This window comes from Thalassospira sp. CA1 (assembly GCF_059052855.1).
Genome location: NZ_JBZCIA010000005.1, coordinates 263,073 through 284,882, shown reverse-complemented (window position 1 = coordinate 284,882; position 21,810 = coordinate 263,073). Strand labels below are relative to the sequence as shown.

The window sequence follows — 21,810 nt, the reverse complement described above, 5'->3', positions numbered from 1 at the left end:
TCGGATGGGGTCTGTCGCTTGGCATATTCATCAGTCCTTGGCGGTCGGGATCACATGCGCACTCAACCTTCCAGCCAAGCAAGCCAGAAGACATATTCCTTATCTGGAATTAATTCGTCAGGAATGTGACATCGGATCACAATCGGACAAGCCCCCGGTCAGGAGCCAGGGCCAGGAGCCAAGGTCAGGACCTAGACACTCACCGCAATATCCGAAAATGCTTCGCCTGCCAGTCTTTGCGCAAAAGCACGTTCCAGCCCCTGCTCAAACCCGCGCGTGTAGCCCTCGGTATCAAAGAGCGGCTTGGTCTGGTGGTTGGCGGCAAGTTTGGTGCGGAACTCTGCCAGCATGTCCGGGTTTTGCGCGAGCTTGAGGATGAGTTCCTCATAAGCCGCGGGTGTATCCGTGATCAGTTCCGGCAGGCCGACAGCCGACAGCAGGCTGGCGGCAACGCGGGCCGCAAACTGTTTGCCGGCCAGTGTCACCACCGGCAATCCGGCCCAAAGCGCGTCGCTGGCTGTGGTATGGGCGTTGACATGGAAGGTATCAATAAACAGATCGGCATGGCGCAAGCGCGCAAGATGTTCGGATTGCGTCATGTAACCGGCAAAGATCAGACGATCGCCCGAGATACCCTGCTGTTCCGCAGCCGCGCGCAAGTTGGCCTTGGCGACATCATTATTGCACCAAAGCCAAAGCACGCTGCCCTCAACCTTCTTCATCACCCGCATCCAGATGGCAAATTCGCTTGGCATGATTTTGTAATTGTTGTTGAGACAACAAAACACAAAACCATCTTCGGGCAGGCCGAGCTCCGCGCGCGTCATCGCATTTGCCGAAATTTCACGGGTATTGTCATTGGGCTGATAGCAATCAGGAAGATAAATGATCTTCTCATGATAACCGCTGCGCTGTTCGGGCGGAATGACGACCGGGTCGGCGACGATATAATCGATGAAATCGCATCCAAGCGTGCCGGGATAGCCAAGATAGCTGATTTGCAGCGGTGCCAGACGGGCGGCAAACGGCTCCAGCCGGCTATCGCGGGTATAACCCTTGAGATCAATCGCGATATCAAGGTTCTGGTCGCGCGCAAGCGTAATCAGATCGCCATCGGACATATCGCGCACATCAAAGAACTGATCAACGTTATCAAGCACCTGATCACGCTGCGCACCATCCTTGTTCTTGCCATAGCTGAACACGAAGATTTCGAACTTTGATCTGTCATGATGGCGCAAAATGCCCGCCATCAGGAACATGGTCGCATGATCATGAAAATCGGCCGAGAAATAGCCAAGCCGGATCTTGCGGCCCTCCAGCGAAGTTGGCTTGATCGTTGAAACCGGCGCTGCTGGCGGCAACAGGCTTTTGGCAAAGTTGCGCGACCGGGCAAGCTGATGGGCCGGGTTATCTTCAAACGGCAGAAGCGGAAATGGCAGGGCCGCATCGCCGGTGATGCCAAGCTGAGCGGCATGTTGCGCAAACAAATCACACGCCCGCCAGTCGCACAGATGGCTTTGTTCGCGCAATTGTTCGACCATGGCCGGGACATAGCCCGGCTTGACCGCCAGTGCACGTTGATAGGCCTCGACCGCCTCTGGCAGGGATTTAAGGGCGGCCATGGTTTGACCAAGCCCGTACCAGGCCTCGGCCAATTTCGGTTGCAGCTTAAGCGTCTTGAAATATTGCTGCTTGGCGTCTTCAAGCAGGTCACGTTCGCGCAGCGTATTGGCAAGGTTATAGTGCGCGTCGACATAGTCGGGTTTGCGCGCAATCGCGTTCAGGTAACAGGCTTGCGCCTCTGCAAGCTTGCCGGCACTTTTAAGGATATTGCCCAGATTGTTATGCGCCTCGGCAAATTCGGGGGTGAGCGCGATCACTGCGCGATAGCATTCCTCGGCCTCATCCAGCTTGCCCAGACGTTCCAGAATGACCCCAAGGTTGCTTTTGGCCGCCACCATATCGGGCTGCAAACGGACAACGTTTCGCAAGGCCTGCTCGGCATCGGAAAGCAGGTTCAGATTGCTGCTCACTGCGGCACGGAAGTTCCAAAGCTTGCCGGAATTGCCATACTGACCCAAAAGCTGGCCTGTCATGACGTGCACATCTTGCAAACGACCGGCCTGATAGGCTTGCGACAGTTTGGCAAACACCTCGGCCGGTGGCTCAGCCGCACCGGACGCAGCCCCCTTTGCAGGCGCCGCAACCTTCACAGGGCCGCTGAGTTCAGCCAAGGCCGTTTTGACGCGTTCGTTTTTGGGGTAATCGGCAAGGATGGCTTCATAAAGGGCGCGCGCCTCGGCCATTTCGCCTTTGCGCATATGCGCCTTTGCGCGCTTCATTGCCTGATCAACTTTGAGCTTCGCCATGCCGCCCCATATCGCCCCGAACATTGATATTTTCGGGCAGTCTAGTCGATCACCCGTCAAAGGCAACCGGGGCTGCGGCAAAAAGGCGCGTAAAAGACAAAAGGCCAGGCATTTCTGCCTGACCTTTTCACAAATGGGGCGAGTGATGGGACTTGAACCCACGGCCCCCAGTGCCACAAACTGGTGCTCTAACCACCTGAGCTACACCCGCCATCGTGTGGCGCGGTTTATATGGCCCGAGGCCCCCAACGTCAAGCGCATATTTTCAATTTTTTAGCCCGATTTCTGCCAAGTTGTTCAAAGCACCGATTTTTGCGGGCTTGAGCATTCTGTGACGATCAAACACGCAGCATTGATAACACAAATCCCGGCCCCTACCCGTCAGAGCAACTTGCATGTGAAGACAAATGACTTAATTAGTTCAGTTCAATAACAGGCTATTGCCACAAATGCAGGTTACCAAGACACCATATATAAAGGGTTGCTTGCCTGTCTTGGCATGGAAACGGCCAAATAATAGAAAAACAGACGGAGTATCGGAATGAAGTGGGGCATCCTTAGCACCGCCAAGATCGGCACGGAAAAGGTCATCCCGGCCATGCAGGAAAGCGATCAGCTTGAAATCCTGGCGATTGCCGGTCGTGATCTTGAAAAGACCCGTGAGGTCGCTGAAACCATGCGCATCCCGCGCGCCTATGGCTCCTATGAGGAACTGCTGGCGGATCCGTCAATCGAGGCGATCTACAATCCCCTGCCCAACCATTTGCACGTGGAATGGACAATCAAGGCGCTTGAGGCCGGAAAGCATGTGCTGTGTGAAAAACCGATCGGCCTTGATACCGAAGATGCCAAACGCCTGATTAGCGCCCGCGACAAAAGCGGCAAGCAGGTGCTTGAGGCCTTTATGGTCCGCCATCATCCGCAATGGCTTGAAGCGCGCAAGATCGTCGAAAGCGGTCAGATCGGCACGCTCACCACAGTGCAAAGCATCTTTACCTATTTCAATGCCGACCCCAATAATGTCCGCAATAAAAAGGACATTGGCGGCGGCGGATTGCTTGATATCGGGTGCTATTGCATTGTCGGACCGCGCTTTATCACCGGCAAGGAACCCGTCCGCGTGGTGTCGCTGATGGACAAGGACCCGAAATTCGGAACCGACCGTTTGGTATCTGGCATGCTTGATTTCGGATCCGGCCTGCAGGCAAGCTTTGTGTGTGGCACCCAGTCGGCCGCCGTACAGCGTGTGCATATCCTGGGCACCGAGGGCCGGATTGAAATCCTGATGCCGTTCAATCCTGTGCCGGAAAACGAAGCCCTGATTCGCGTCGCGGGCCAGAAACAACCAGGCTTTGACGAAGCACGCGAAATCAAATTTCCGGTTTGTAACCACTACACCCTGCAGGGTGAGGCAGCCACCGCGATCTTCAAGGGTGAAAGCCCGGTCGATTATCCGATTGAAGACGCAATTGCCAATATGCAGATTTTGGATGCGTTTGCCCGCTCTGCCAAAACCGGCAGCTGGGAAATGGTCAAATCCTGATCAACGTATTGCCGATACTCAAATGAAAAACCGGGGAAACCCGGCTTTTTCTTTGCGCATTCACGCACCGGCAAACAGGGCTGATTTGGCCTTGAGCCGCGGGAACATAAAGTCATTGAAGGCCTGAACGCGCGGAACGGCTTTAAGATCGCGGTGCATCAGCATCCAAAGATCATTATCAAGCCCGTCAATCGCATCACCAAGAACCGCGATATTGTCAAATGCCCCGGCAAGAAACATCGGCAGCACCGCATAACCCGCCCCGGCATTGACCAGCCGCGCCACATTCAAAAGTGAATTGCTGCGCATCGCGACATGCTGATCATGAAAATGTTTGTCGCGCCACTGGGCGGCCTTGATATGGGCAAGACTTTCATCACAGGTGATCCATGACCCATCGCCATTCTTGGGATCACCCATGCCCTTTGCCGCACAGACCACCGACCGGATCGGTGCAATTTGCCGTCCGACCAGATTTTCGTTCGGTGCATTGCTGGGCCGGATGGCGATATCGGCATCGTGACGGTTGAGATCATAAAACCTGTTGTCGGTCACGACCTGTACGGTGATTTCCGGATAGGCCTGCGAAAACGCCGCAAGATCATCTGCCAGCACGGCATGAAGCAACGTATCGGTCGTGGTCAGGCGCACCGTGCCTGACGGGCGGATATCCTGTCCGGCCAGGGTTCGGGCAAGCACGGCCATTTCGGCTTCAAGCTTTTCCGCGGTTTCGATGGCAGCCAATCCCGCTGGCGTTGGTTGATAGTCACCCTGCTGTCGCTCAAACAGCTTGGCTCCGATGCGACTTTCAATATAAGCCATGCGTCGAAACAACGTGGAATGGTGAACGCCGGTCTGTCTGGCCGCCTGCGTGATACTGCGCGCCCGCCCCACCGCCAGCACCAGTTTCAAATCATCCCATTCCAGCATGTGCAATCCTCCGAACGCGCCTTCTGCTCATTCGCATTATTGCACATACAATTCGATTTATCGCAAATTTACTTCGCACACATGCACATCAATACTGATCCCATCAACCAACGATATTCCAGATGGAGATTGGAAAATGACCAGAACCATTACCCGTGACGAGCTTAAGGCCGCCCTTGGTACCGCCAATGCCCCGACCCTGATCGAAGCACTTCCGGCGCGGTATTATGTTGATGCTCACCTGCCCGGTGCGATCAACATTCCCCACGATGCGATTGATGAGGGCATCAAACAGATCCTTCCCGATCTGGATGCACCGATTGTTGTCTATTGCGCCAGCGGCCCGTGCAAGAATTCCGGCATTGCCCAGATGGCGCTGACCAAGCTTGGATATAGCAATGTGCGCGATTATCACGAAGGCAAGAATGACTGGCGCGAGGCGGGCCTGCCGCTTCAGGGACAGGGCACACTTGAACAAACGGCCTGACACTATCGCCCTCGCGCAACCAAAACGGGCCGACATTTCCATGTCGGCCCGGTGTTCTTTCAGATGCTTTGTGCTGCGTGCACGGCTTACTTGGCAAAAGCCTTTTTCATCCGCGCAATCGCCTCGGCCATTTTGGCTTCGTCCTTGCAGAAGCAGAACCGCACAAAGTTGCGTACACCGCCATCTTCCCCCTGATAGAAGGCCGATACCGGAATGGCGACCACGCCGGCTTCCTTGATCATGATCTGGCAGAACTCGACATCGTCGCAATCATAGCCAAGCGGTCGGAAATCGCAGGTGATGAAATAGGTGCCTTGTGAATCAAGGACGTCAAATCCGACCTCCTTAAGTCCCTTCATCAGGTAATCACGCTTGGCCTGCATTTCGGCGGTGAAGTTTTCGAAATAGGCATCATCCTTGTTAAGCCCATAGGCGACACCATGTTGCAGATCGGGTGCGACGGTAAAGACAAGGAACTGATGCGCCTTCTTGATCGGCTCCATCAGTTTGGCGCAGGCCGTGATATAGCCAATCTTCCAGCCTGTCAGCGAGAAGGTCTTGCCCGCCGATCCGATGCGCACGGTGCGCTCATGCATGCCCGGGAACGTCATCAACGGTTTGTGCTTGCGCCCGTCAAAGACCAGATGCTCATAAACCTCGTCACACAGCGCGATCACATCATGCTTGATGCACAGATCGGCAATGAATTGCAGCTCGTCATCACCGTAAACTTTCGAGCACGGGTTCTGCGGCGAATTCAGCAGGATCAGCTTGGTTTTTTCCGAAAAGGCCGCCGCCAGTTCTTCGCGTGGCAATTCCCAGTGCGGCGGGGTGACGCGCACCAGCTTGGGAATACCGCCCGCCAGCTTCACCATCGGAAGGTAGCTGTCATAAAGCGGCTCGATCAGGATGACTTCATCACCGGGTGCGACCAGACCAAGGATCACGTCGGCCAACCCCTCGGTCGCACCAACCGACACCAGCACTTCTTTTTTCGGATCAACCTCGATGCCGTAAAATCGCTTGTTATGGTCGGCAACGGCCTGAAGCAGTTCGGGCACACCGGCCAGTGGCGGATACTGGTTGGACAGTTCCATCAATGCCCTGGCGGCGGCTTCGCGAATATCGGCCGGGCCATCTTCATCCGGCGCACCCTGCCCCAGATTGATGGCCTTATGTTTCTGGGCCAGTTCGTTCATCACTTCGAAGATCGTGATCCCGCCCGAAGCGAAAAGCGGATTGCCGACGAATTCGGTCATGAGGCGTCCTTTATATTATGGTCGTTCACCGGATGGTGGCCCCCGGCGTATCATGGTCAGTCGAGTCCCGGTCATCGGGTATAATTTTTGTGCCCGACAACACCCTTGCATAGCAAATCCTGTCGCATGATGGCCCCGGAATGGCAAGCCCGGAGAGGTTTGAACCAGCCTGCCTGCCTTCTAAACAGGGCGTTTGCATATTTTTTGAACATCTTGCCTAAAACACAGTCACCAGCAAACCAGAAAATCTTAAAAATTTCATGGGTTTTGCTGGGTTTTCGCACAGAGAATCCTTAGAATGCCGTTGCCGGTGAAAACTGGCATGGTCCGTGCAATAGTCAGCGGGCGAAGCATTACGCTTTACAGAGTTCAACGCAACTCTCGCCAAAAAGCAGAGGGCGCTAATGAAAAAAATTGAAGCCATCATCAAGCCGTTCAAGCTTGACGAGGTAAAAGAGGCCCTTCAAGAGATTGGTCTCAAAGGGATTACCGTCACCGAAGCCAAAGGTTTCGGACGTCAGAAAGGTCATACGGAGCTGTATCGCGGCGCCGAGTACGTTGTGGACTTTCTGCCGAAGGTAAAGCTGGAAATCGTCGTCGAGGACACGCTGGTAGAGCGTGCGATTGAGGCAATCCAGCAAGCCGCTCACACCGGGCGTATCGGCGACGGTAAAATTTTCGTTTCCTCACTTGAGGACGCGATCCGTATTCGTACTGGTGAACGGGGTAACGACGCGATCTGATCGGTCACGCCTTTCGTTGAACACCATACGGTAACTGTTTATGAGTTTTAAAGGGTTGCATCATGTCTGACGCTGCTTCTGTACTTAATCTGATCAAAGAAAAAGGCATCCAGTTTGTCGATCTGCGCTTTACCGATACCAAAGGTAAATGGCAGCACACCGCACAGGATATCTGCACCATCGACGAAGACGTCTTTGTTGACGGCATCATGTTCGACGGTTCGTCGATCTCCGGTTGGAAAGAAATCAACGAATCCGACATGATCCTGATGCCGGATCCGTCGACCGCCGTTGTTGATCCGTTCACCGCGCAGCCGACCCTGATCCTTGTTTGTGACGTTATCGAACCGGCCACCGGCCAGGGTTACGAGCGTTGCCCGCGTTCGACCGCGAAACGCGCACTTGCATACATGAAGTCCGCTGGTATCGGCGACACGGCATATTTCGGCGCAGAGCCGGAATTCTTCATGTTCGACGACGTCCGTTGGAGCACCTCGCAGGAGAGCATGGCCTATGCGCTTGACTCCGAAGAAGGTCCGTACAACACCGGCACCGAATTCGAAGGCGGCAACCGCGGCCACCGTCCGGGTCCGAAGGGTGGTTACTTCCCGGTACCGCCGGTTGACTCGGCAAACGACATCCGTGCCGAAATGGTCAACTATATCAACGAAATGGGCGTGCGTTGCGAGAAGCACCACCACGAAGTTGCACCGTCGCAGCACGAACTGGGTATCGCTTTCGGCACCCTGATCGAACATGCTGACGCGGTTCAGGTTTACAAATACTGCATCCACATGGTTGCACACCAGTATGGCAAAACCGCAACCTTCATGCCGAAACCGATCTTCGGTGACAACGGCTCGGGCATGCACACCCACCAGTCGATCTGGCACGAAGGCAAACCTCTGTTTGCTGGCAATGGCTATGCTGACCTTTCTGAAACCGCTCTGTACTACATCGGCGGCATCATCAAGCACGCCAAAGCACTGAACGCCTTCACCAACCCGACGACCAACTCCTACAAGCGTCTGGTCCCGGGCTTCGAAGCACCGGTTCTGCTGGCATATTCTGCACGTAACCGTTCCGCTTCCTGCCGTATCCCGTACACCGCGTCTCCGAAAGGCAAACGCGTTGAGATCCGCTTCCCGGATGCCCTTGCCAACCCGTATCTCGCATTCTCTGCAATGCTGATGGCTGGCCTTGACGGTATCGAGAACAAGATCCACCCGGGCGAAGCAATGGACAAAAACCTCTATGACCTTCCGCCGGAAGAGCTCAAAGAAGTTCCGACCGTTTGCCGTTCGCTGCACGAAGCTCTCGACAGCCTCGATGCAGACCGCGAATTCCTGAAAAAAGGCGATGTGATGACCGACGACCTGATCGACGCATACATCGCACTGAAAATGGAAGAAGTCGTTCGTTTCGAACAGGCTCCGCACCCGGTCGAATTCGACATGTACTACAGCGGCTAATCTTCCACCCGGAAGACAATGCTTACGCGAAACGCCCGGCCGATTGGCCGGGCGTTTTTCGTTTAACGGTCCCTGCCCTAATAGTTTGCTTACCCCTTTGCCGCTAAGCTTGACCTTACCTTTCGCATCGGGATTAAATCAGCTTCATGACCAAGCCAGCATCACCATCGAGTTTCGCCGAAAAGCGCAACCGTCAAAAGGCTGACAAACTGATCCAGACCGCGCAAAGCGCCCTTGCATCAGGCAACGCCGCAGATGCCAAGGGACGCGCACAACAGGCGCTGTCAACCGCGCCAGGCTACGGTCCCGCCTTGATGATGATGGCTCAGATCCAGCGCGCAACGGGCAATCTGAACGAAGCCGCACAGTTGCTGCAATCCGCCTGCAATTTGCCTGACAGCAAAATTGACTATTTCCGTGAACTTGCTGGCGTTTTTGCCAGTGCAGGCCGGTATGATCTGGTGCAGCAAATCCTTTTTGCCGCGATCCGGAAGTTCCCGACCCACGGACAGACCTATAGCGACCTTGGCGTTTACCTTATTCAGAGCGAACACATCACCCAAGGCATCACGATCCTTGAAAAGGCCGTCAGCTTCAGCCCTGATAACTGGCAGGCATTGAACAATCTTGGGGCAGCATTGCTTAAGGTCGGGCGCGAAAAAGAAGCGCTGGAATACCTTGCCCGTGCAGACGAGATCGGCCCGGATGATCCGGAACGCCGAACAAGCAATCTGCTACAACTCGGCGAAGCGAAACGCCACATGGGCGATCTGGAAGGTGCGCAGGAATGCTTCCGGAAAGTCATCGCCCAAAACCCCAAGTCAGGGCGTGCTTGGCATGATCTGGCCGATGTCATGAAGTTCAAGCCCGACAGTCCCGAAATCAAGATGATGGTCGATATCCTCAACGATGCTGACACCGTACTGCAAAAGGTTGATCGGGAGATGATCGGTTTTGCACTTGGCAAGGCCTATATCGACAGCAAAGACCCAAAGCAGGCCATCCACCATCTTGATGCAGCCAATGCGCTGCGCCGTCAGGACTTCGCCGAAAATACACCGACGCAAAAGGCCTATGATTCAAAAATTGCCTGCGGGCGGGTGCGCGCCATTGCCGATTACTTTCCGGCGGAGCTGTTCAAAAACCTGCCGCAACACGACGACAACGGCCCAGCTCATGCCTTTATCGTTGGCATGCCGCGCTGTGGCAGCACGCTGACCGAACAAATTCTTGGCAGTCATCCAGAAACATTGGCGACGGGTGAGTTGCGGACATTCCCGAAATTCAAAGATCGCCTGTTTGGAACACTTTTCCCTAGTCAGCCGGAAGACCATGAAAAAATCGGCAATTCTGCGCTGCTCGCGGAACTCGCGAAATCCTATCGCGAAGAAGTCCTTGCAATGTATCCGCCCACCCCGGCGACAAAGCTGATCATCGACAAGATGCTCGGGAATTTTTCGTGGGTTGGGTTGATCCTGCTTTCCGTGCCGGGTGCCAAGATCATTCATTGTCGCCGAAATCCGGTCGATACGTGCCTGTCGTGTTATTCCAAGCGTTTTGCCAATCTGCAGGTCTATACCTGTAACCAGACAGAACTGGGCGAGTTTTATCGCGCCTATGAGGACCTGATGGCGCATTGGCGCGCCGTCCTGCCAAAGGATCGGTTTATCGAGATCAATTACGAAGATCTGGTCACCAATATCGAGCCCGAAGCCCGCAGGCTAATCGACTTTCTCGGGCTGCCTTGGGATGACGCGATGCTGGATTTCCACAAGACGGAGCGCTCGGTCCGTACTGCGAGTGCGGCGCAGGTCCGACAGGGCCTATATCAAACCAGTGTTGAACGCTGGAAACCGTATGCACCCTATATCAAACCGCTGTTGAAAGCCCTGGGCATTAAACCCGATTGAACCAAGCGCGCTGATATTTCGTGGAAAAGAATTCCCGTCGGCTCAGTCGTCAGTATGCAGATCGGGTTCCATATCCGGGGCATAAAGGCGGTATTGCGCCTTGCCTGCTGCCTTGGCTTCATACATCGCCTTGTCTGCCCGGCGAAGTTGCTCGCTCATATCGCAATTTCCGCCATCAAACACAGCCAGGCCGATCGAGGCAGAAATGTCGCAATCATGTCCTTCCCAGACAAATGGACGGCTCATTTCGGCAAGAATGGCCTCGGCTGCCTCCGCCATTTCCTTTTCAGCGCCCTTGTTCAAGAACAGCAACGTAAACTCGTCCCCACCAAGGCGTGCGACCTCTTCTGCGCGGCGCGCTGCACGCTTCAGGCGCTTGCCGGTTTCAACAAGCACCCAGTCCCCCGCAGCGTGACCTTGTGTGTCGTTCAGTTGCTTGAAGCCATCAAGATCAAGGATAAAGATCGCGGCAGGTGTATCGGTTCCGCGCAGCACGGTTTCGCACTGATCAAGTTTCTGCATGAAGCGCGCACGGTTGGCCAACCCGGTCAGCTCATCATTGTTGGCCTTGTTTTGTAATTCGCGTGCGGCGTGCTTTTGCTTGGTGATGTCGCTGGTCCACCAAAGCACGCTTTCCTCGCCCTGGAACGAAAGCGGCTCGATTGATGTTTTAAGCCAGCGTGCCTCGGGCATATCAGATCGGCGCAACCGGATCTCGACATCCTGAAGTTCGCCAAGCGCATCCATATCCTCAAGCGATTTCTCGCGATAACGTTCGGAAAGAAGAATGGAATCCGTTGCTTTGCTTTCGTCTTCAATTCCGAGCATTTTGGAAAATGTGCTGTTGAAGAATTTGAAAACGCCGCTTTGACGGTTGGAAATCCCGACCCCGATCGGTGCACTTTCAAGCAGCCCAGTCAGACGCTGGGATGCCTCGGCGACCTCGGCCTGCGCCTTTTTGAGGCTGGTTACATCAATCAATGACCCGATGGTGCCCGCAATCGCACCACTTGGCCCCCTGAGGGTCGAGGCGGCAAACAGGGCGGTGCATTCCTTGTCATCAATCGCAAAGGTAATCTCGTCACGTACCTGCCCCTCGGCATCGCGTAATGGCGCTTCGAGTTCACCAACGGTTTTGGCAAGTGATTTGGGCGCGAAATCCGCCATTCTCTTGCCAATTACCGTTTCGACATCCGTACCAAACAGTTCGGCAAAGGCGCCGTTGCAACGGGTCAGAGCCCCTTCGCGGTTTTTGAGATAAACCGGAGTTGGCAAAACATCGATCAGGTGCTGAATGAAAGTCTTGTGCTCGGCCAGTGCCTTGGCAAGTTCTTGGGCGCGCCCGGCATCACGTAACACCAGCGCAAATGTCCCGGACGGTCCGACATCGCAATGCCAGTTAAACGGCGTTTTCCCCAGACGGAACGCCGGAAGTTCGGCATGTTTGCCCGACGAAATCGATGCAAGGGCGTTGCGAACTGCTGCTACCGCGTCGCCATCGGTAAATTCACCATTTTTGGCAAGATAGGCCAGAAGCTGTTTGACCTCTGTACCCTTCCGCAAAACAGACTTTGCATCGCCAAGCTGCTTTTCCGCAGCCGCGTTGACATAGACGATTTTAAGGCCGTCCGGATCAAGAAAAATAAGACTGTCGCGTGACAACGCCGCAGTTGCCACAACATCCGCACTGACTGACAAGACACCCGGCGCGCTGCAAAGCAGCGCTCTCCCTTTATTCGTGTTTTATGTGATGTCCCAGATCAGACCTTTTAAGACGGCCTTGTGTATTTATATGCGCAACCCATTGCATATACTGGAGAATAAGTCATTATTTTTTTTGAATAGCAGAACATCAAACACGGGTGCAGGTCAGAATATCGTTATTTTTTCGTCGGAAGGTCGATATAACCGCGATCAATGCAGTGCTCGAGCTCCTTGGCGACGGCCAGCATTTCCTGAAAGCTTTCTCTCAGATGCTTGAGCTTTGCCAACTCGTCCACCGTCGGGTGTTCCTCTGCGCGATCATCGCAAAGGTGGAAGGCAAATTTCAGATAATCCGCCCGAAGCCGTGCAACGGTAATCATCAGCGGCACGGCATTTTCAACCGACATATCCGGAATGGCCGGGCTGATGATTTCGTGATTGATCTCACGCAGGACATGCTCCATGCCCATCATGAAACGGCTTTTGCTGCGCGTCGGATCCTCTGTCATGACTGATACTCCTGCACCATAGGGATCTGAATAATTAGAACAGTATCCATCCGGAAAGTAAAAACTCCTATAACAACTTACCACTCATGGTCGCATTTGCGGCCACGGCCCGGCCGACTTTCCATGATCTCACCTTGCAGGTGGGCGCAAGGCGGGCTAGAGATTAAGATAACAATTGTACACATATGGGAATGCGAAGATGGAAGCGCGTGTAAAGTGGCTTGAAAACCTGACGTTCACCGGAATGAGTGGCACCGGACATGGTGTCGTCATGGATGGCGACAGGGATAACGGATTTGGCCCGAGCCCGATGGAGATGCTTCTGCTTGGTATCGGTGGCTGTTCGTCGATTGACGTTGTTCATATCCTTAAGAAGGGCCGTGAAAACGTCCTTGATGTCGAAACCGACGTTAAGGCCGAGCGTGCAGAAACCGACCCGAAGGTCTTCACCAAAATCCACCTGCACTTCAAGGTAAAGGGTGAAAACCTTAATGAAACCAAGGTCGGCCGCGCTGTCGAACTTTCGGCAGAAAAATACTGCTCGGCATCCATCATGCTGTCAAAGGCCGCAGAGGTCACGCACAGCTGGGAACTGGTGGAATAATCCGGCTACTCATAGCAATAATACTGATGAAAAAGCGATCTGTTCACAGATCGCTTTTTTGTTTCTCGCACCGTGTGACTTCCCGCGTTAACATCTTCTGACAACAATAGAAAAACCACGTCCAATCCCGGGAACCGAACGGAGCAATCATCATGAGTACGTCCCGCATATTTCAGACTGGTTTGGCATCCCTTGCCCTGCTGGGACTTTTGACGACAGGTGCCTGCGCAAAGTCAGCCGACCCGCTTTCACCATCCGGTGCCGCGATTGCTCCGCCCGTCGAAGGAATGCCGTTTGAAGATTATGTCCGCTCCACACGCCAGCAACTCCGCGACGTCCTTGCCGCGACACGATTTGCGCATGAAGAAAAACCGTTTGGCATCCATACCCTTGATCAGGTTGTCGATATGCGCGCGCCTTATGCGCTTGGACCGGTGAGCAACACCTGCACCACCGACGAAACCGACCGGACGCAGGGAAATGGTGTTGGCTTCCTGATGGTACATGGCCTGACCGACAGCCCTTATTGGTTAAGTGACATCCGTGATGATCTGCGCCAACGCTTTCCTTGTGCAACGTTTCACGGTGTTCTTCTTCCCGGGCATGGCACCGTGCCCGGTGACTTGCTTGATGTCGAATATGAAGACTGGCTTGAAACCGTTCGTTTCGGCATGAACAGCTTTGGGGACGAGATCGATCATATCATTCCGATGGGCTTTTCGACCGGGGCCGCCCTGATTGGGCGGGTCTATAGCGAACAACCGGCAAACAGTGATTTGATCAGAGCACTCGTTATGCTGTCGCCCGGTTTTGCGGCCAAAAGCGAACAGGCCTGGCTTACCCCCTATGTCCGATATGTCAAAGACTGGGTCGGTCAGGGTGAGAATAATGATCCGGGCAAATATGGTTCGATGGCGATGAACGCAGCAGCGGAGTTTTATTTGCTGACCAAGCCCTTTGGCCATGGAAAGCTGGCCGATTTCGATGTTCCGGTTTTCGGCGTTGTCAGTTCGGACGATCAGACCATCAACCCCGACCTGATGCGTGACTTCTTCTGCAACAAGGTTAAAAGCCCGCAAAAACACCTGATCTGGTATCAAGGCAAAATTGCCCCGCCGACTAGCAGCGCAAATTGTGACGACATTGAAATTGTCCGCTCGGAAGACGACGAGATGCGCACACTCAACCATGCCCACACCGCAATTACCATGAGCCCCAAGGACCCCATTTATGGCCTTGATGGCGCGGTCCCCGATTGCGGGCATTATGATGACGAAACTGCTCGATCAAACTGCCAGTCCGGCACGGATGTCCTGTATGGTGAACGCAATCTTTTTGACGACGCCCCTCCCGGCACAATGCGGCGTGGGACATTTAATCCCGATTTCCCGGGTATGATGGACAAAATGGCCGCCTTTATCGCAAAGGCAATCACCGCGCAGAATTAGGAACTGAAGCCGCCCGATGACTTTTTCGACCGACATTTTCGAAACACCGGGCGGGATAAATCTGCGCTTTGGTGTTCAGACGCCCGAAAACGCGCGCCAGCATGTCCTGATCCTGCAAGGGCGCGGGGAGTATATTGAACGTTACCAGGAAACGGCGGACGAGCTTGCCGAACGTGGTTTTGGCTGTGTGACCTTTGATTTTCGCGGCCACGGTGGGTCGTCGCGCGAAACGAATGATCCGGTCATGGGGTACGTCCATGATGTTGCGCAATATATCGCCGATACACGTCATGTTATTGACCATGTCAATAAAGTCTACGGCATTGCCTGCCCGCTTCTGATAACGCACTCGACCGGCGGGTTGGTTGCGATGGCGATGATGCTCGATCAACCGGATCTGTGGGAAAGCGTGGTGATGGTCGCGCCGTTTTTTGGTCTGGGCGGCCCTGACTGGCTGTCATTGGCGGCGCAATTTGTCGCCGACAGTATGTGTCGGTATGGATTTGATAAACAGTACCTGCCCGGCCAACGCAAACTGAGCCCGCTTGCCGGGTTCGAGGCAGAAAACATTCTGACTTCCGATCCGGTCCGCCATGCGCGAAATGTTGCCATCTTGCAAAGCAGTCCGAACCTTGTGGTTGGTGGCGTTTCTGCCGGCTGGCTTGATGCCTGTTTCAAGGCGCAAGCATCCCTGGCCACCCGGATCGAACAGATGAAGGCAGGCACATGGTCCCTGCCCCCCATCACCATTGTTCTGGCCGGGAACGATCAGGTTGTTTCAAACCAGACGACGGAAGATCTGTTTGGCAACGTACCGTCGATCACCATTGCGGAGATCCCCGAAGCCCGCCACGAAATTCTTCAGGAACGTGACATTTATCGAAACAGGTTCTGGCAAATTTTTGATGCACACACCGCGCGCACGCAAAAAAGTGAATCTGGGACCACGACCCTTCCCTAGAGCTTTGCCAGAAGTTTCGCCTTGGTCTGATCATCAACAAAGGCCGCTTCGATGGCGGTGCGGGTCAAACCGCTGAGCTCTTCGGGGCTAAAACCGAACACCTCCTCGGCACGCTGATATTCGGCCGCAAGCGAGGTAAAGAAGAACGGTGGATCGTCCGAGCCGAGGGTCACCTTGACCCCCGCATCGTAGAATTTGCGCAAGGGGTGGGATGTGTAATCCGGGAAAACTGACAGGGCGATATTCGATCCCGGACAAACTTCAAGAACGATATCACGCTTAACCAGTGTTTCGACCAGTTTGGGGTCTTCGATTGACCGCACCCCGTGGCCGATCCGTGTCACAGGAAGTTTTTCAATCGCATCCCAGACACTTTGCGGTCCTTCGACCTCGCCGGCATGGGTGGTACAGCCAAGTCCGGCATCGCGGGCGATCTTGAAAGCCGGATAGAAATCTTCCTGTGTGAACATACTTTCATTGCCGCCCATGCCAAAACCGACAATGTACGGGTGGCGACAATCAACCGTTTCACGCGCGACCTTGACCGCCACATCCGGACCAACATGGCGCACACAGGTCATAATAATTCGGCCAATGATCCCGGTTTCCTTTTCAGCACGGTCAATACCATCAACGACTGCCTCAAGATGCGCGTCAAACGACAATCCGCAACTGGCCGCATGGGTTGGCGAACAGAAAAGCTCGACATAAAGCGTGCCGACCTTTGCCTGATCGACCAGATACGAACAGGTCAGATCGGAATAATCCTGCTTGGTGCGGATGGCAGCACTCGCCTTGTCAAAACTGTTGAGGAACTCGGGAAAATCACGCCAGATATAACGATCCTGATCGTCATAGATATCACCCGGCAATGTCAGACCATTGCGCTTGGCAAAGCTGCGGACAAGCGATGGCGTCATCGCCCCCTCAAGATGCAGGTGCAGTTCTGCCTTTGGAATGGTCGTGTTCATCGCGGTGCTCCGGGTTTGTCGGCATCATCTTATAACCGATACCTTCTAACCCAAACCAACCCACTTGGTCACGCAGCAACCTCTCAACCTCTTTTTTGAGAAGGGTATTGCGCGGAAGCCAAAACAGCTCCGCCAACGATCAAGATGCAGCCGGCAACAATGGTTGGTGTTGCAATCGCCTTGCCAAAGGCAATCAACAAGCAGGTGCTGAGCAGCGGCGCACCGTATGCCAGAACACCGAGGATCTGAATATCACCGTGTTTGGTACCATGGTCCCAGACGAAAAATGCGGCCCCGACCGGGCCCAGTCCGAGCCCTAGAATAGCAAGCCATTGTTTGGCGTCCGGCGTTACCCAGTCTTCGATCATGCCGTGCGTAACAAGGCCGAGAATGGCGGCACCTGCGCAAAACCCGCAGACCGCCCCCACCGGAACATTTCGATAGCGCCGGTTCACGACCGAATAACCCGACCACAGCAGGGAACAGACAATTGCCGCGCCATATCCCAGCGCAAATGCCGGATCAAAGGTCAGGGCTTGCCCTTTACCCACCAGAAGAACGGCACCAAACAACCCCAGAACAGCACCCCCGATATGCTGCCATTTCAGGCGTTCGCCGGGCAAAAGTGCGGAGAACAAAACAATCAGCAGCGGCCAGAGATAGGCAATCAGGCTGGCTTCGACCGCAGGCGCGTTTGCCAGCGCGACAAAATAGAAAAAGTGATAGCCAAACAGCCCCGCCACACCAAGCGCCCAGGCACCAAGCGGTTGACGCAAAGCGCGAACCACATCACCACCGCGGAGCGTAATCCAGAGCGCACTGAAAATGCTTGCGATACCAAAGCACAAACTGACCAGTTGAAACGTTGGGATATCGGCCACTTCGGTGGTGAACAGGGCAAGCAGAGCCCAAAGAATTACGGCAGCCGAACCGATCAGCGTTGCCTTGCGTTTTTCATCCATCGCACTCATCCCGGTTTGCTGATTTTGCACACCGGAAGATGCACCTGTTTAACGGTCCGGTCTTTGCCCAAACTCCGAAAGTTTGCGACAAGTACCTGGTGGGAAGTATGCGCCCTAAAAGGCCGCCGGATCGCGGCGGATCGACCTGGGCGCGCAGCCAAACCGGCGCGAAAAAGCACGCGAAAAGGCGCTTTGATCGGCAAACCCGACCGCATTTGCCAGATCGGATATCGGAAGGCGAATTTCGGGATCACGCAAAAGCGCCAAGGCCATTTGCAGGCGTTGCTCGGTCAACCAGCGCATCGGACTTGTCCCAACATGTTTTTGGAAGGCACTAAACAGGCTGCTCTCCGACTGGGCGGCGATGGTTGCCATGTCACTAATCGTGATGTCTTCGCCCAACCGGGCCTCCGCCCATGCCATGGTGCGGAGGAGGCGTGATGGTAGTGCCGCCATGCCAAAGGTATTCCCGCCACGGCTCTGACGGCTGCGCAACAAAAGCGTTTTCAGGCAATCAAGCATATCAGTCCGGGATTCTTGATCGTGTAGCGGTGCGATTGCCTGCAACAGCGCGACCAGTCCCCTCTGATGCGCCAGTCCCACTTCAAGATACGTTGCAGCAGCGCCATGGCGATGCCAAAGCGCCTCAAGACCGGTGCGATGGGCCAGATCGGCATCGACATCAAGGACAAGGAACCGGTTTAGCCCCTCCGCACGATAGGCATGGGTTTTACCCGCTTCGACAAAGGCCAATTGGCGACCGCACACTTCACCCCCACGCCCTTCAACCTCCATCTCAAGCTTGCCCAGCTCGGAAATGATGATCTGGTGGAAATCGCCGTGGCTATGGCTTTGTGCTTCGGGGCGGTATTGCCGCATGCTGTACTGCATCGGATCCTCGGTCTCGCAGAATGACGAGCAAAGTTTATCAGTGCTTTTCGCAATGATAAATCCTTTCGCGCAACGTCTTGATTGATCGCCTGCGGCAAACATCGCCGTACAGGATATAGTGCCGTACAAATGTATTGATTGACGCAGGATTTATTGTCACTGCGCACCATATGTTACAGTATGTTAATCAGAAGAATTGCCGATCGGGAAAAGCCAACGGCACGACTAAGGACCAGACGGGGAGGTTGAGGTGACCTATTGTGAAAAATGTGATGCGGTTCCTGAAACCGCACCTGCAAACGGGACACTCTTTCTCTGGCCGCCAGTTGCCCATACCACCGGCAAAATCCTGGCCGGTGCGAAATCAATCGGCATGGAAGTCGAAAAAACGCCGTCTGTCGCAACACTTTCCATTCACTACACCCGTCCGGGTTTGCGGGCGCTGATTGATGCCATATCAGGCAGTCTCCTTCCCGAAGAACTGTCAGACACCAAGGCACTGATCATGCCCGGCGTTGAGCGCCCCGAAATCGATGACATCGCCCAGATTACAAGCCTTGGCGCCATCCGGGCGGCAATCGGCGCAGAATGGCTGGGCGATCTGTTGCGCGACAACCGGTTGAATTCGGTATTTCAGCCGATTTTTGACCTCAACGACCTTGATAAACCCTATGCCCACGAATGCCTTGTCCGCGGCGAAAGTGCGACGGGCGATGTGATCAATCCGGGCCAGCTTTTTGATGCAGCCCAGTCCGCGACCCTGCTGTTTCAGCTTGATCGCGCGGCACGTGCGGCCAATGTCCGCAATGCCCACAAGGCTGGCGTGAAAGGCAATCTGTTTATCAACTTCACGCCGAGCTCGATCTATGATCCGGACTCTTGCCTGCGTTCGACCATCGAGGTCGTCGAGGAGTGCAATCTTGATCGCAGCAATGTTGTGTTCGAGGTGATTGAAACCGAAAAAGTCCGCAGCACGGCACATCTGAGCGCCATCCTTCAGTCCTATCGTGATTCGGGGTTCCGGGTTGCACTTGATGATGTCGGATCAGGCTATTCGACGCTGAACATGTTGCCGGAACTGCGCCCCGATATCATCAAGATCGACCGCGAACTGGTGGATCACGTCGATCATGACAAGTTCAAACAGGCCATTGTCAGCAAGCTGATCGCGCTGGCCAAGCAGCTTGATATCGAAGTGATCGCCGAAGGCATAGAACGCCAGGAAGAACTCGATTTCCTGCGTGATCACGATGTTGACTATGTGCAGGGCTTCCTTCTTGGCCGCCCTGCCCCAACACCGTTTGCTGCCAAGGCAGGCTAACCACGCCCGAAACACCTAAACCCGGGCCATATCAGCCAGTTCGCGGCCAATCATCCGCTTGTAACTTGCCACGATCTCGCGGCCCTCACTGCGCGGGACGGCGATGGCAAGGCGCATGGTGGCTTCGCCGGAATACATGATCAGCAAACACCGTGCGGCAATTGTTTTGAAATCACCATCATTGTCGCGCACGCGAAGGATTGCCTTGGCCAGAAGGTCCGCATTGGCACGGCTGACCTCCATTTCCATATCGCGCAGGGTCTTGTCGGCCTGTGTACCGGTCCAGATATCGCAAATCACCGGTTCGGCCAAAAACAGCTCGTAATAGGTATCAATCAACCGATCAAAGGCTGCGAGCAAGGCATCAGGCGAGTTCACTTCTGCCAGTGCCTCTTCGATGCAATGCAGGGATTCGGCGTTATAGCGATCGGCAAGCGCATGAATGATCGACGCCTTATCCGGGAAATACTGATAGAGCGATCCGATGGAAATTCCCGCCTTTTCCGCGACCTCCCCCATCTTGATGGCATCACTGCCTTGGGCTGAAATCAGCTCGCAGGCGACTTTCAGGATGGTGTCGACCCGTTCGCGACTTCTTTTTTGGGTCGGTGCGCGGCGCATTTTTTTCACGTTATCAGACAACGCGTTAGATCCTTTATCCTCGAAATATCCCGGCATCGTGGCCCGGGTTTCACAGGCTTGTGATGGGTCAAAGCTCTTGACGATCAAAATATGAGGATTTATCACATTTGGCAAATGTGAGGATTCCTCACATTTTGAAAACCCCATTCAGGAGCCAATTTGATGCCAACCAATCCCCGCTTTCTTGTTCTTGGTGCGACGGCGAAAACCGGCCGACGCGTTGCCGAAAAGCTCATTGCCCTTGGTCATGATGTGCGTGCTGTTTCACGCAGCACGACACCCGCCTTTGACTGGACCGATCCGACAACCTGGGATGATGTCCTGCGTGATCGCGATGCGGTCTATGTCACGTTCCAGCCCGATCTTGCCGTTCCGGGATCAGATGACATCATCGCAAGCTTTGCCAAGCGCGCGCTGATGCATGGCGCGAAACGCATTGTGATGCTATCCGGCCGCGGTGAAGAAGCCGCCCACCGTGCCGAAGACGCCCTGCGTCATTCCGGGGCCGATGCCACGGTGCTGCGCGCCAACTGGTTCTTCCAGAATTTCAACGAAGACCTGTTCCTGCCTTATATCCAGCAAGGCACCCTGGCCCTGCCTGCGGGTGACACGCCCGAACCGTTTGTTGATGCCAATGATATCGCCGAATGCGCGGTTGCCTGCCTGCTCGATAACAGCCATATCGGCAAGACCTATGAGCTGTCCGGGCCGAGTGCTGTCACCTTTGCCGACGTGACTGAAATGATTTCCAGTGTTGCCAACCACCCGGTCAATTTCGTGGCCATCACCGTTGATGAATTGGATGCCGGACTTGAAGCAGACGGCATGCCCGACGATGTCCGTGGCCTGATCCGCTATCTGTTTTCCGAAGTCCTTGATGGCCGCAACAGCCAACCGACCAGCGATGTATATGAAATTCTTGGCCGTCAGCCCAACAGCCTGCGCACCTTCGTCGAAGAAGCCGCGAAAACCGGCATCTGGGACGTGGCCAAACGCGCCTGATACAACACAAGCGGCGCGCAGCAATCATGCAGCGCGCCGTTTGATTTATCTTGTTCCTGCTTGCCGGACGGCCCTATTC

The 21,810-nt window shown here is 54.7% G+C and carries 19 protein-coding genes and 1 tRNA gene; 10 read left to right on the top strand and 10 right to left on the bottom strand.

Annotation, left to right across the window (positions count from 1 at the left end; genetic code table 11):
* Positions 1-191: 191 nt before the first annotated feature.
* Together AC5Q5A_RS11435 and AC5Q5A_RS11430 are read right to left on the bottom strand one after the other, a co-directional pair.
* Positions 192-2,372, bottom strand: a complete 2,181-nt coding sequence (locus tag AC5Q5A_RS11435; RefSeq protein ID WP_493895340.1) for an O-linked N-acetylglucosamine transferase family protein — start codon at positions 2,370-2,372, stop codon at positions 192-194.
* Positions 2,373-2,506: 134 nt separating this feature from the next.
* Positions 2,507-2,583, bottom strand: a tRNA-His gene (locus tag AC5Q5A_RS11430).
* Positions 2,584-2,913: 330 nt separating this feature from the next.
* On the opposite strand from AC5Q5A_RS11430, the gene AC5Q5A_RS11425 reads away from it, so the two are divergent.
* Complete coding sequence (locus tag AC5Q5A_RS11425; protein WP_493895339.1) at positions 2,914-3,915, top strand: Gfo/Idh/MocA family protein; 1,002 nt, start codon at positions 2,914-2,916, stop codon at positions 3,913-3,915.
* A 60-nt stretch (positions 3,916-3,975) separates the two neighbouring features.
* On the opposite strand, the gene AC5Q5A_RS11420 is transcribed toward AC5Q5A_RS11425, so the two are convergent.
* Positions 3,976-4,845 (bottom strand): LysR family transcriptional regulator, encoded by an 870-nt coding sequence (locus AC5Q5A_RS11420; protein ID WP_493895338.1) that lies wholly within the window; start codon positions 4,843-4,845, stop codon positions 3,976-3,978.
* A 136-nt stretch (positions 4,846-4,981) separates the two neighbouring features.
* Here AC5Q5A_RS11420 and AC5Q5A_RS11415 point away from each other — a divergent pair, with 136 nt between their 5' ends.
* Positions 4,982-5,332: a rhodanese-like domain-containing protein gene (locus AC5Q5A_RS11415; protein WP_210519665.1), complete on the top strand. Its 351-nt coding sequence runs from the start codon at positions 4,982-4,984 to the stop codon at positions 5,330-5,332.
* An 86-nt stretch (positions 5,333-5,418) separates the two neighbouring features.
* Here the strand turns inward: AC5Q5A_RS11415 and AC5Q5A_RS11410 are convergent, their stop codons facing one another.
* Entirely contained in the window at positions 5,419-6,591 is a 1,173-nt protein-coding gene (locus tag AC5Q5A_RS11410) for an aminotransferase (RefSeq protein ID WP_064782391.1), read from the bottom strand.
* A 404-nt stretch (positions 6,592-6,995) separates the two neighbouring features.
* On the opposite strand from AC5Q5A_RS11410, the gene AC5Q5A_RS11405 reads away from it, so the two are divergent.
* The 3 genes from AC5Q5A_RS11405 to AC5Q5A_RS11395 all read left to right on the top strand — a co-directional run bounded on the left by AC5Q5A_RS11405 (position 6,996) and on the right by AC5Q5A_RS11395 (position 10,716).
* Entirely contained in the window at positions 6,996-7,334 is a 339-nt protein-coding gene (locus AC5Q5A_RS11405) for a P-II family nitrogen regulator (protein ID WP_007091888.1), read from the top strand.
* Positions 7,335-7,396: 62 nt separating this feature from the next.
* Positions 7,397-8,806, top strand: a complete 1,410-nt coding sequence (gene glnA / locus AC5Q5A_RS11400) for a type I glutamate--ammonia ligase (RefSeq protein ID WP_008890688.1) — start codon at positions 7,397-7,399, stop codon at positions 8,804-8,806.
* 146 nt (positions 8,807-8,952) lie between these two features.
* Positions 8,953-10,716 carry a tetratricopeptide repeat-containing sulfotransferase family protein gene (locus AC5Q5A_RS11395; protein WP_493895337.1) on the top strand — a complete coding sequence of 588 codons (1,764 nt, stop codon included), beginning with the start codon at positions 8,953-8,955 and terminating at the stop codon, positions 10,714-10,716.
* A gap of 42 nt (positions 10,717-10,758) precedes the next feature.
* On the opposite strand, the gene AC5Q5A_RS11390 is transcribed toward AC5Q5A_RS11395, so the two are convergent.
* Positions 10,759-12,414: a sensor domain-containing protein gene (locus AC5Q5A_RS11390; protein ID WP_493895336.1), complete on the bottom strand. Its 1,656-nt coding sequence runs from the start codon at positions 12,412-12,414 to the stop codon at positions 10,759-10,761.
* A 182-nt stretch (positions 12,415-12,596) separates the two neighbouring features.
* Positions 12,597-12,929 carry a hypothetical protein gene (locus AC5Q5A_RS11385; RefSeq protein WP_063088125.1) on the bottom strand — a complete coding sequence of 111 codons (333 nt, stop codon included), beginning with the start codon at positions 12,927-12,929 and terminating at the stop codon, positions 12,597-12,599.
* A gap of 199 nt (positions 12,930-13,128) precedes the next feature.
* Between AC5Q5A_RS11385 and AC5Q5A_RS11380 the strand changes: the two genes are divergently transcribed.
* The 3 genes from AC5Q5A_RS11380 to AC5Q5A_RS11370 all read left to right on the top strand — a co-directional run bounded on the left by AC5Q5A_RS11380 (position 13,129) and on the right by AC5Q5A_RS11370 (position 15,942).
* Positions 13,129-13,533 (top strand): OsmC family protein, encoded by a 405-nt coding sequence (locus AC5Q5A_RS11380; protein ID WP_063088127.1) that lies wholly within the window; start codon positions 13,129-13,131, stop codon positions 13,531-13,533.
* Between the two features lie 152 nt (positions 13,534-13,685).
* Positions 13,686-14,981, top strand: a complete 1,296-nt coding sequence (locus AC5Q5A_RS11375; RefSeq protein ID WP_493895335.1) for an alpha/beta hydrolase — start codon at positions 13,686-13,688, stop codon at positions 14,979-14,981.
* A gap of 16 nt (positions 14,982-14,997) precedes the next feature.
* Positions 14,998-15,942: an alpha/beta fold hydrolase gene (locus AC5Q5A_RS11370; protein ID WP_493895334.1), complete on the top strand. Its 945-nt coding sequence runs from the start codon at positions 14,998-15,000 to the stop codon at positions 15,940-15,942.
* On the opposite strand, the gene AC5Q5A_RS11365 is transcribed toward AC5Q5A_RS11370, so the two are convergent.
* From AC5Q5A_RS11365 to AC5Q5A_RS11355, 3 genes are all read right to left on the bottom strand, one after another.
* Positions 15,939-16,913 carry an adenosine deaminase gene (locus tag AC5Q5A_RS11365; protein WP_493895333.1) on the bottom strand — a complete coding sequence of 325 codons (975 nt, stop codon included), beginning with the start codon at positions 16,911-16,913 and terminating at the stop codon, positions 15,939-15,941. The two genes, AC5Q5A_RS11370 and AC5Q5A_RS11365, sit on opposite strands and share 4 nt — an antisense overlap.
* Before the next feature lie 83 nt (positions 16,914-16,996).
* Positions 16,997-17,875: an aromatic amino acid exporter YddG gene (yddG, locus tag AC5Q5A_RS11360; RefSeq protein ID WP_493895332.1), complete on the bottom strand. Its 879-nt coding sequence runs from the start codon at positions 17,873-17,875 to the stop codon at positions 16,997-16,999.
* A 114-nt stretch (positions 17,876-17,989) separates the two neighbouring features.
* A complete protein-coding gene (locus AC5Q5A_RS11355; protein ID WP_493895331.1) occupies positions 17,990-18,766 on the bottom strand; it encodes a helix-turn-helix domain-containing protein in 777 nt (258 codons plus the stop codon).
* Positions 18,767-19,016: 250 nt separating this feature from the next.
* Between AC5Q5A_RS11355 and AC5Q5A_RS11350 the strand changes: the two genes are divergently transcribed.
* Positions 19,017-20,087, top strand: coding sequence for an EAL domain-containing protein (locus tag AC5Q5A_RS11350; protein WP_493895330.1), 1,071 nt, complete (start codon positions 19,017-19,019; stop codon positions 20,085-20,087).
* Between the two features lie 15 nt (positions 20,088-20,102).
* Here the strand turns inward: AC5Q5A_RS11350 and AC5Q5A_RS11345 are convergent, their stop codons facing one another.
* Positions 20,103-20,729 carry a TetR/AcrR family transcriptional regulator gene (locus AC5Q5A_RS11345; protein ID WP_493895329.1) on the bottom strand — a complete coding sequence of 209 codons (627 nt, stop codon included), beginning with the start codon at positions 20,727-20,729 and terminating at the stop codon, positions 20,103-20,105.
* Positions 20,730-20,891: 162 nt separating this feature from the next.
* Between AC5Q5A_RS11345 and AC5Q5A_RS11340 the strand changes: the two genes are divergently transcribed.
* Entirely contained in the window at positions 20,892-21,731 is an 840-nt protein-coding gene (locus AC5Q5A_RS11340) for an NmrA family NAD(P)-binding protein (protein ID WP_493895328.1), read from the top strand.
* The last annotated feature ends 79 nt before the right edge of the window (positions 21,732-21,810 follow it).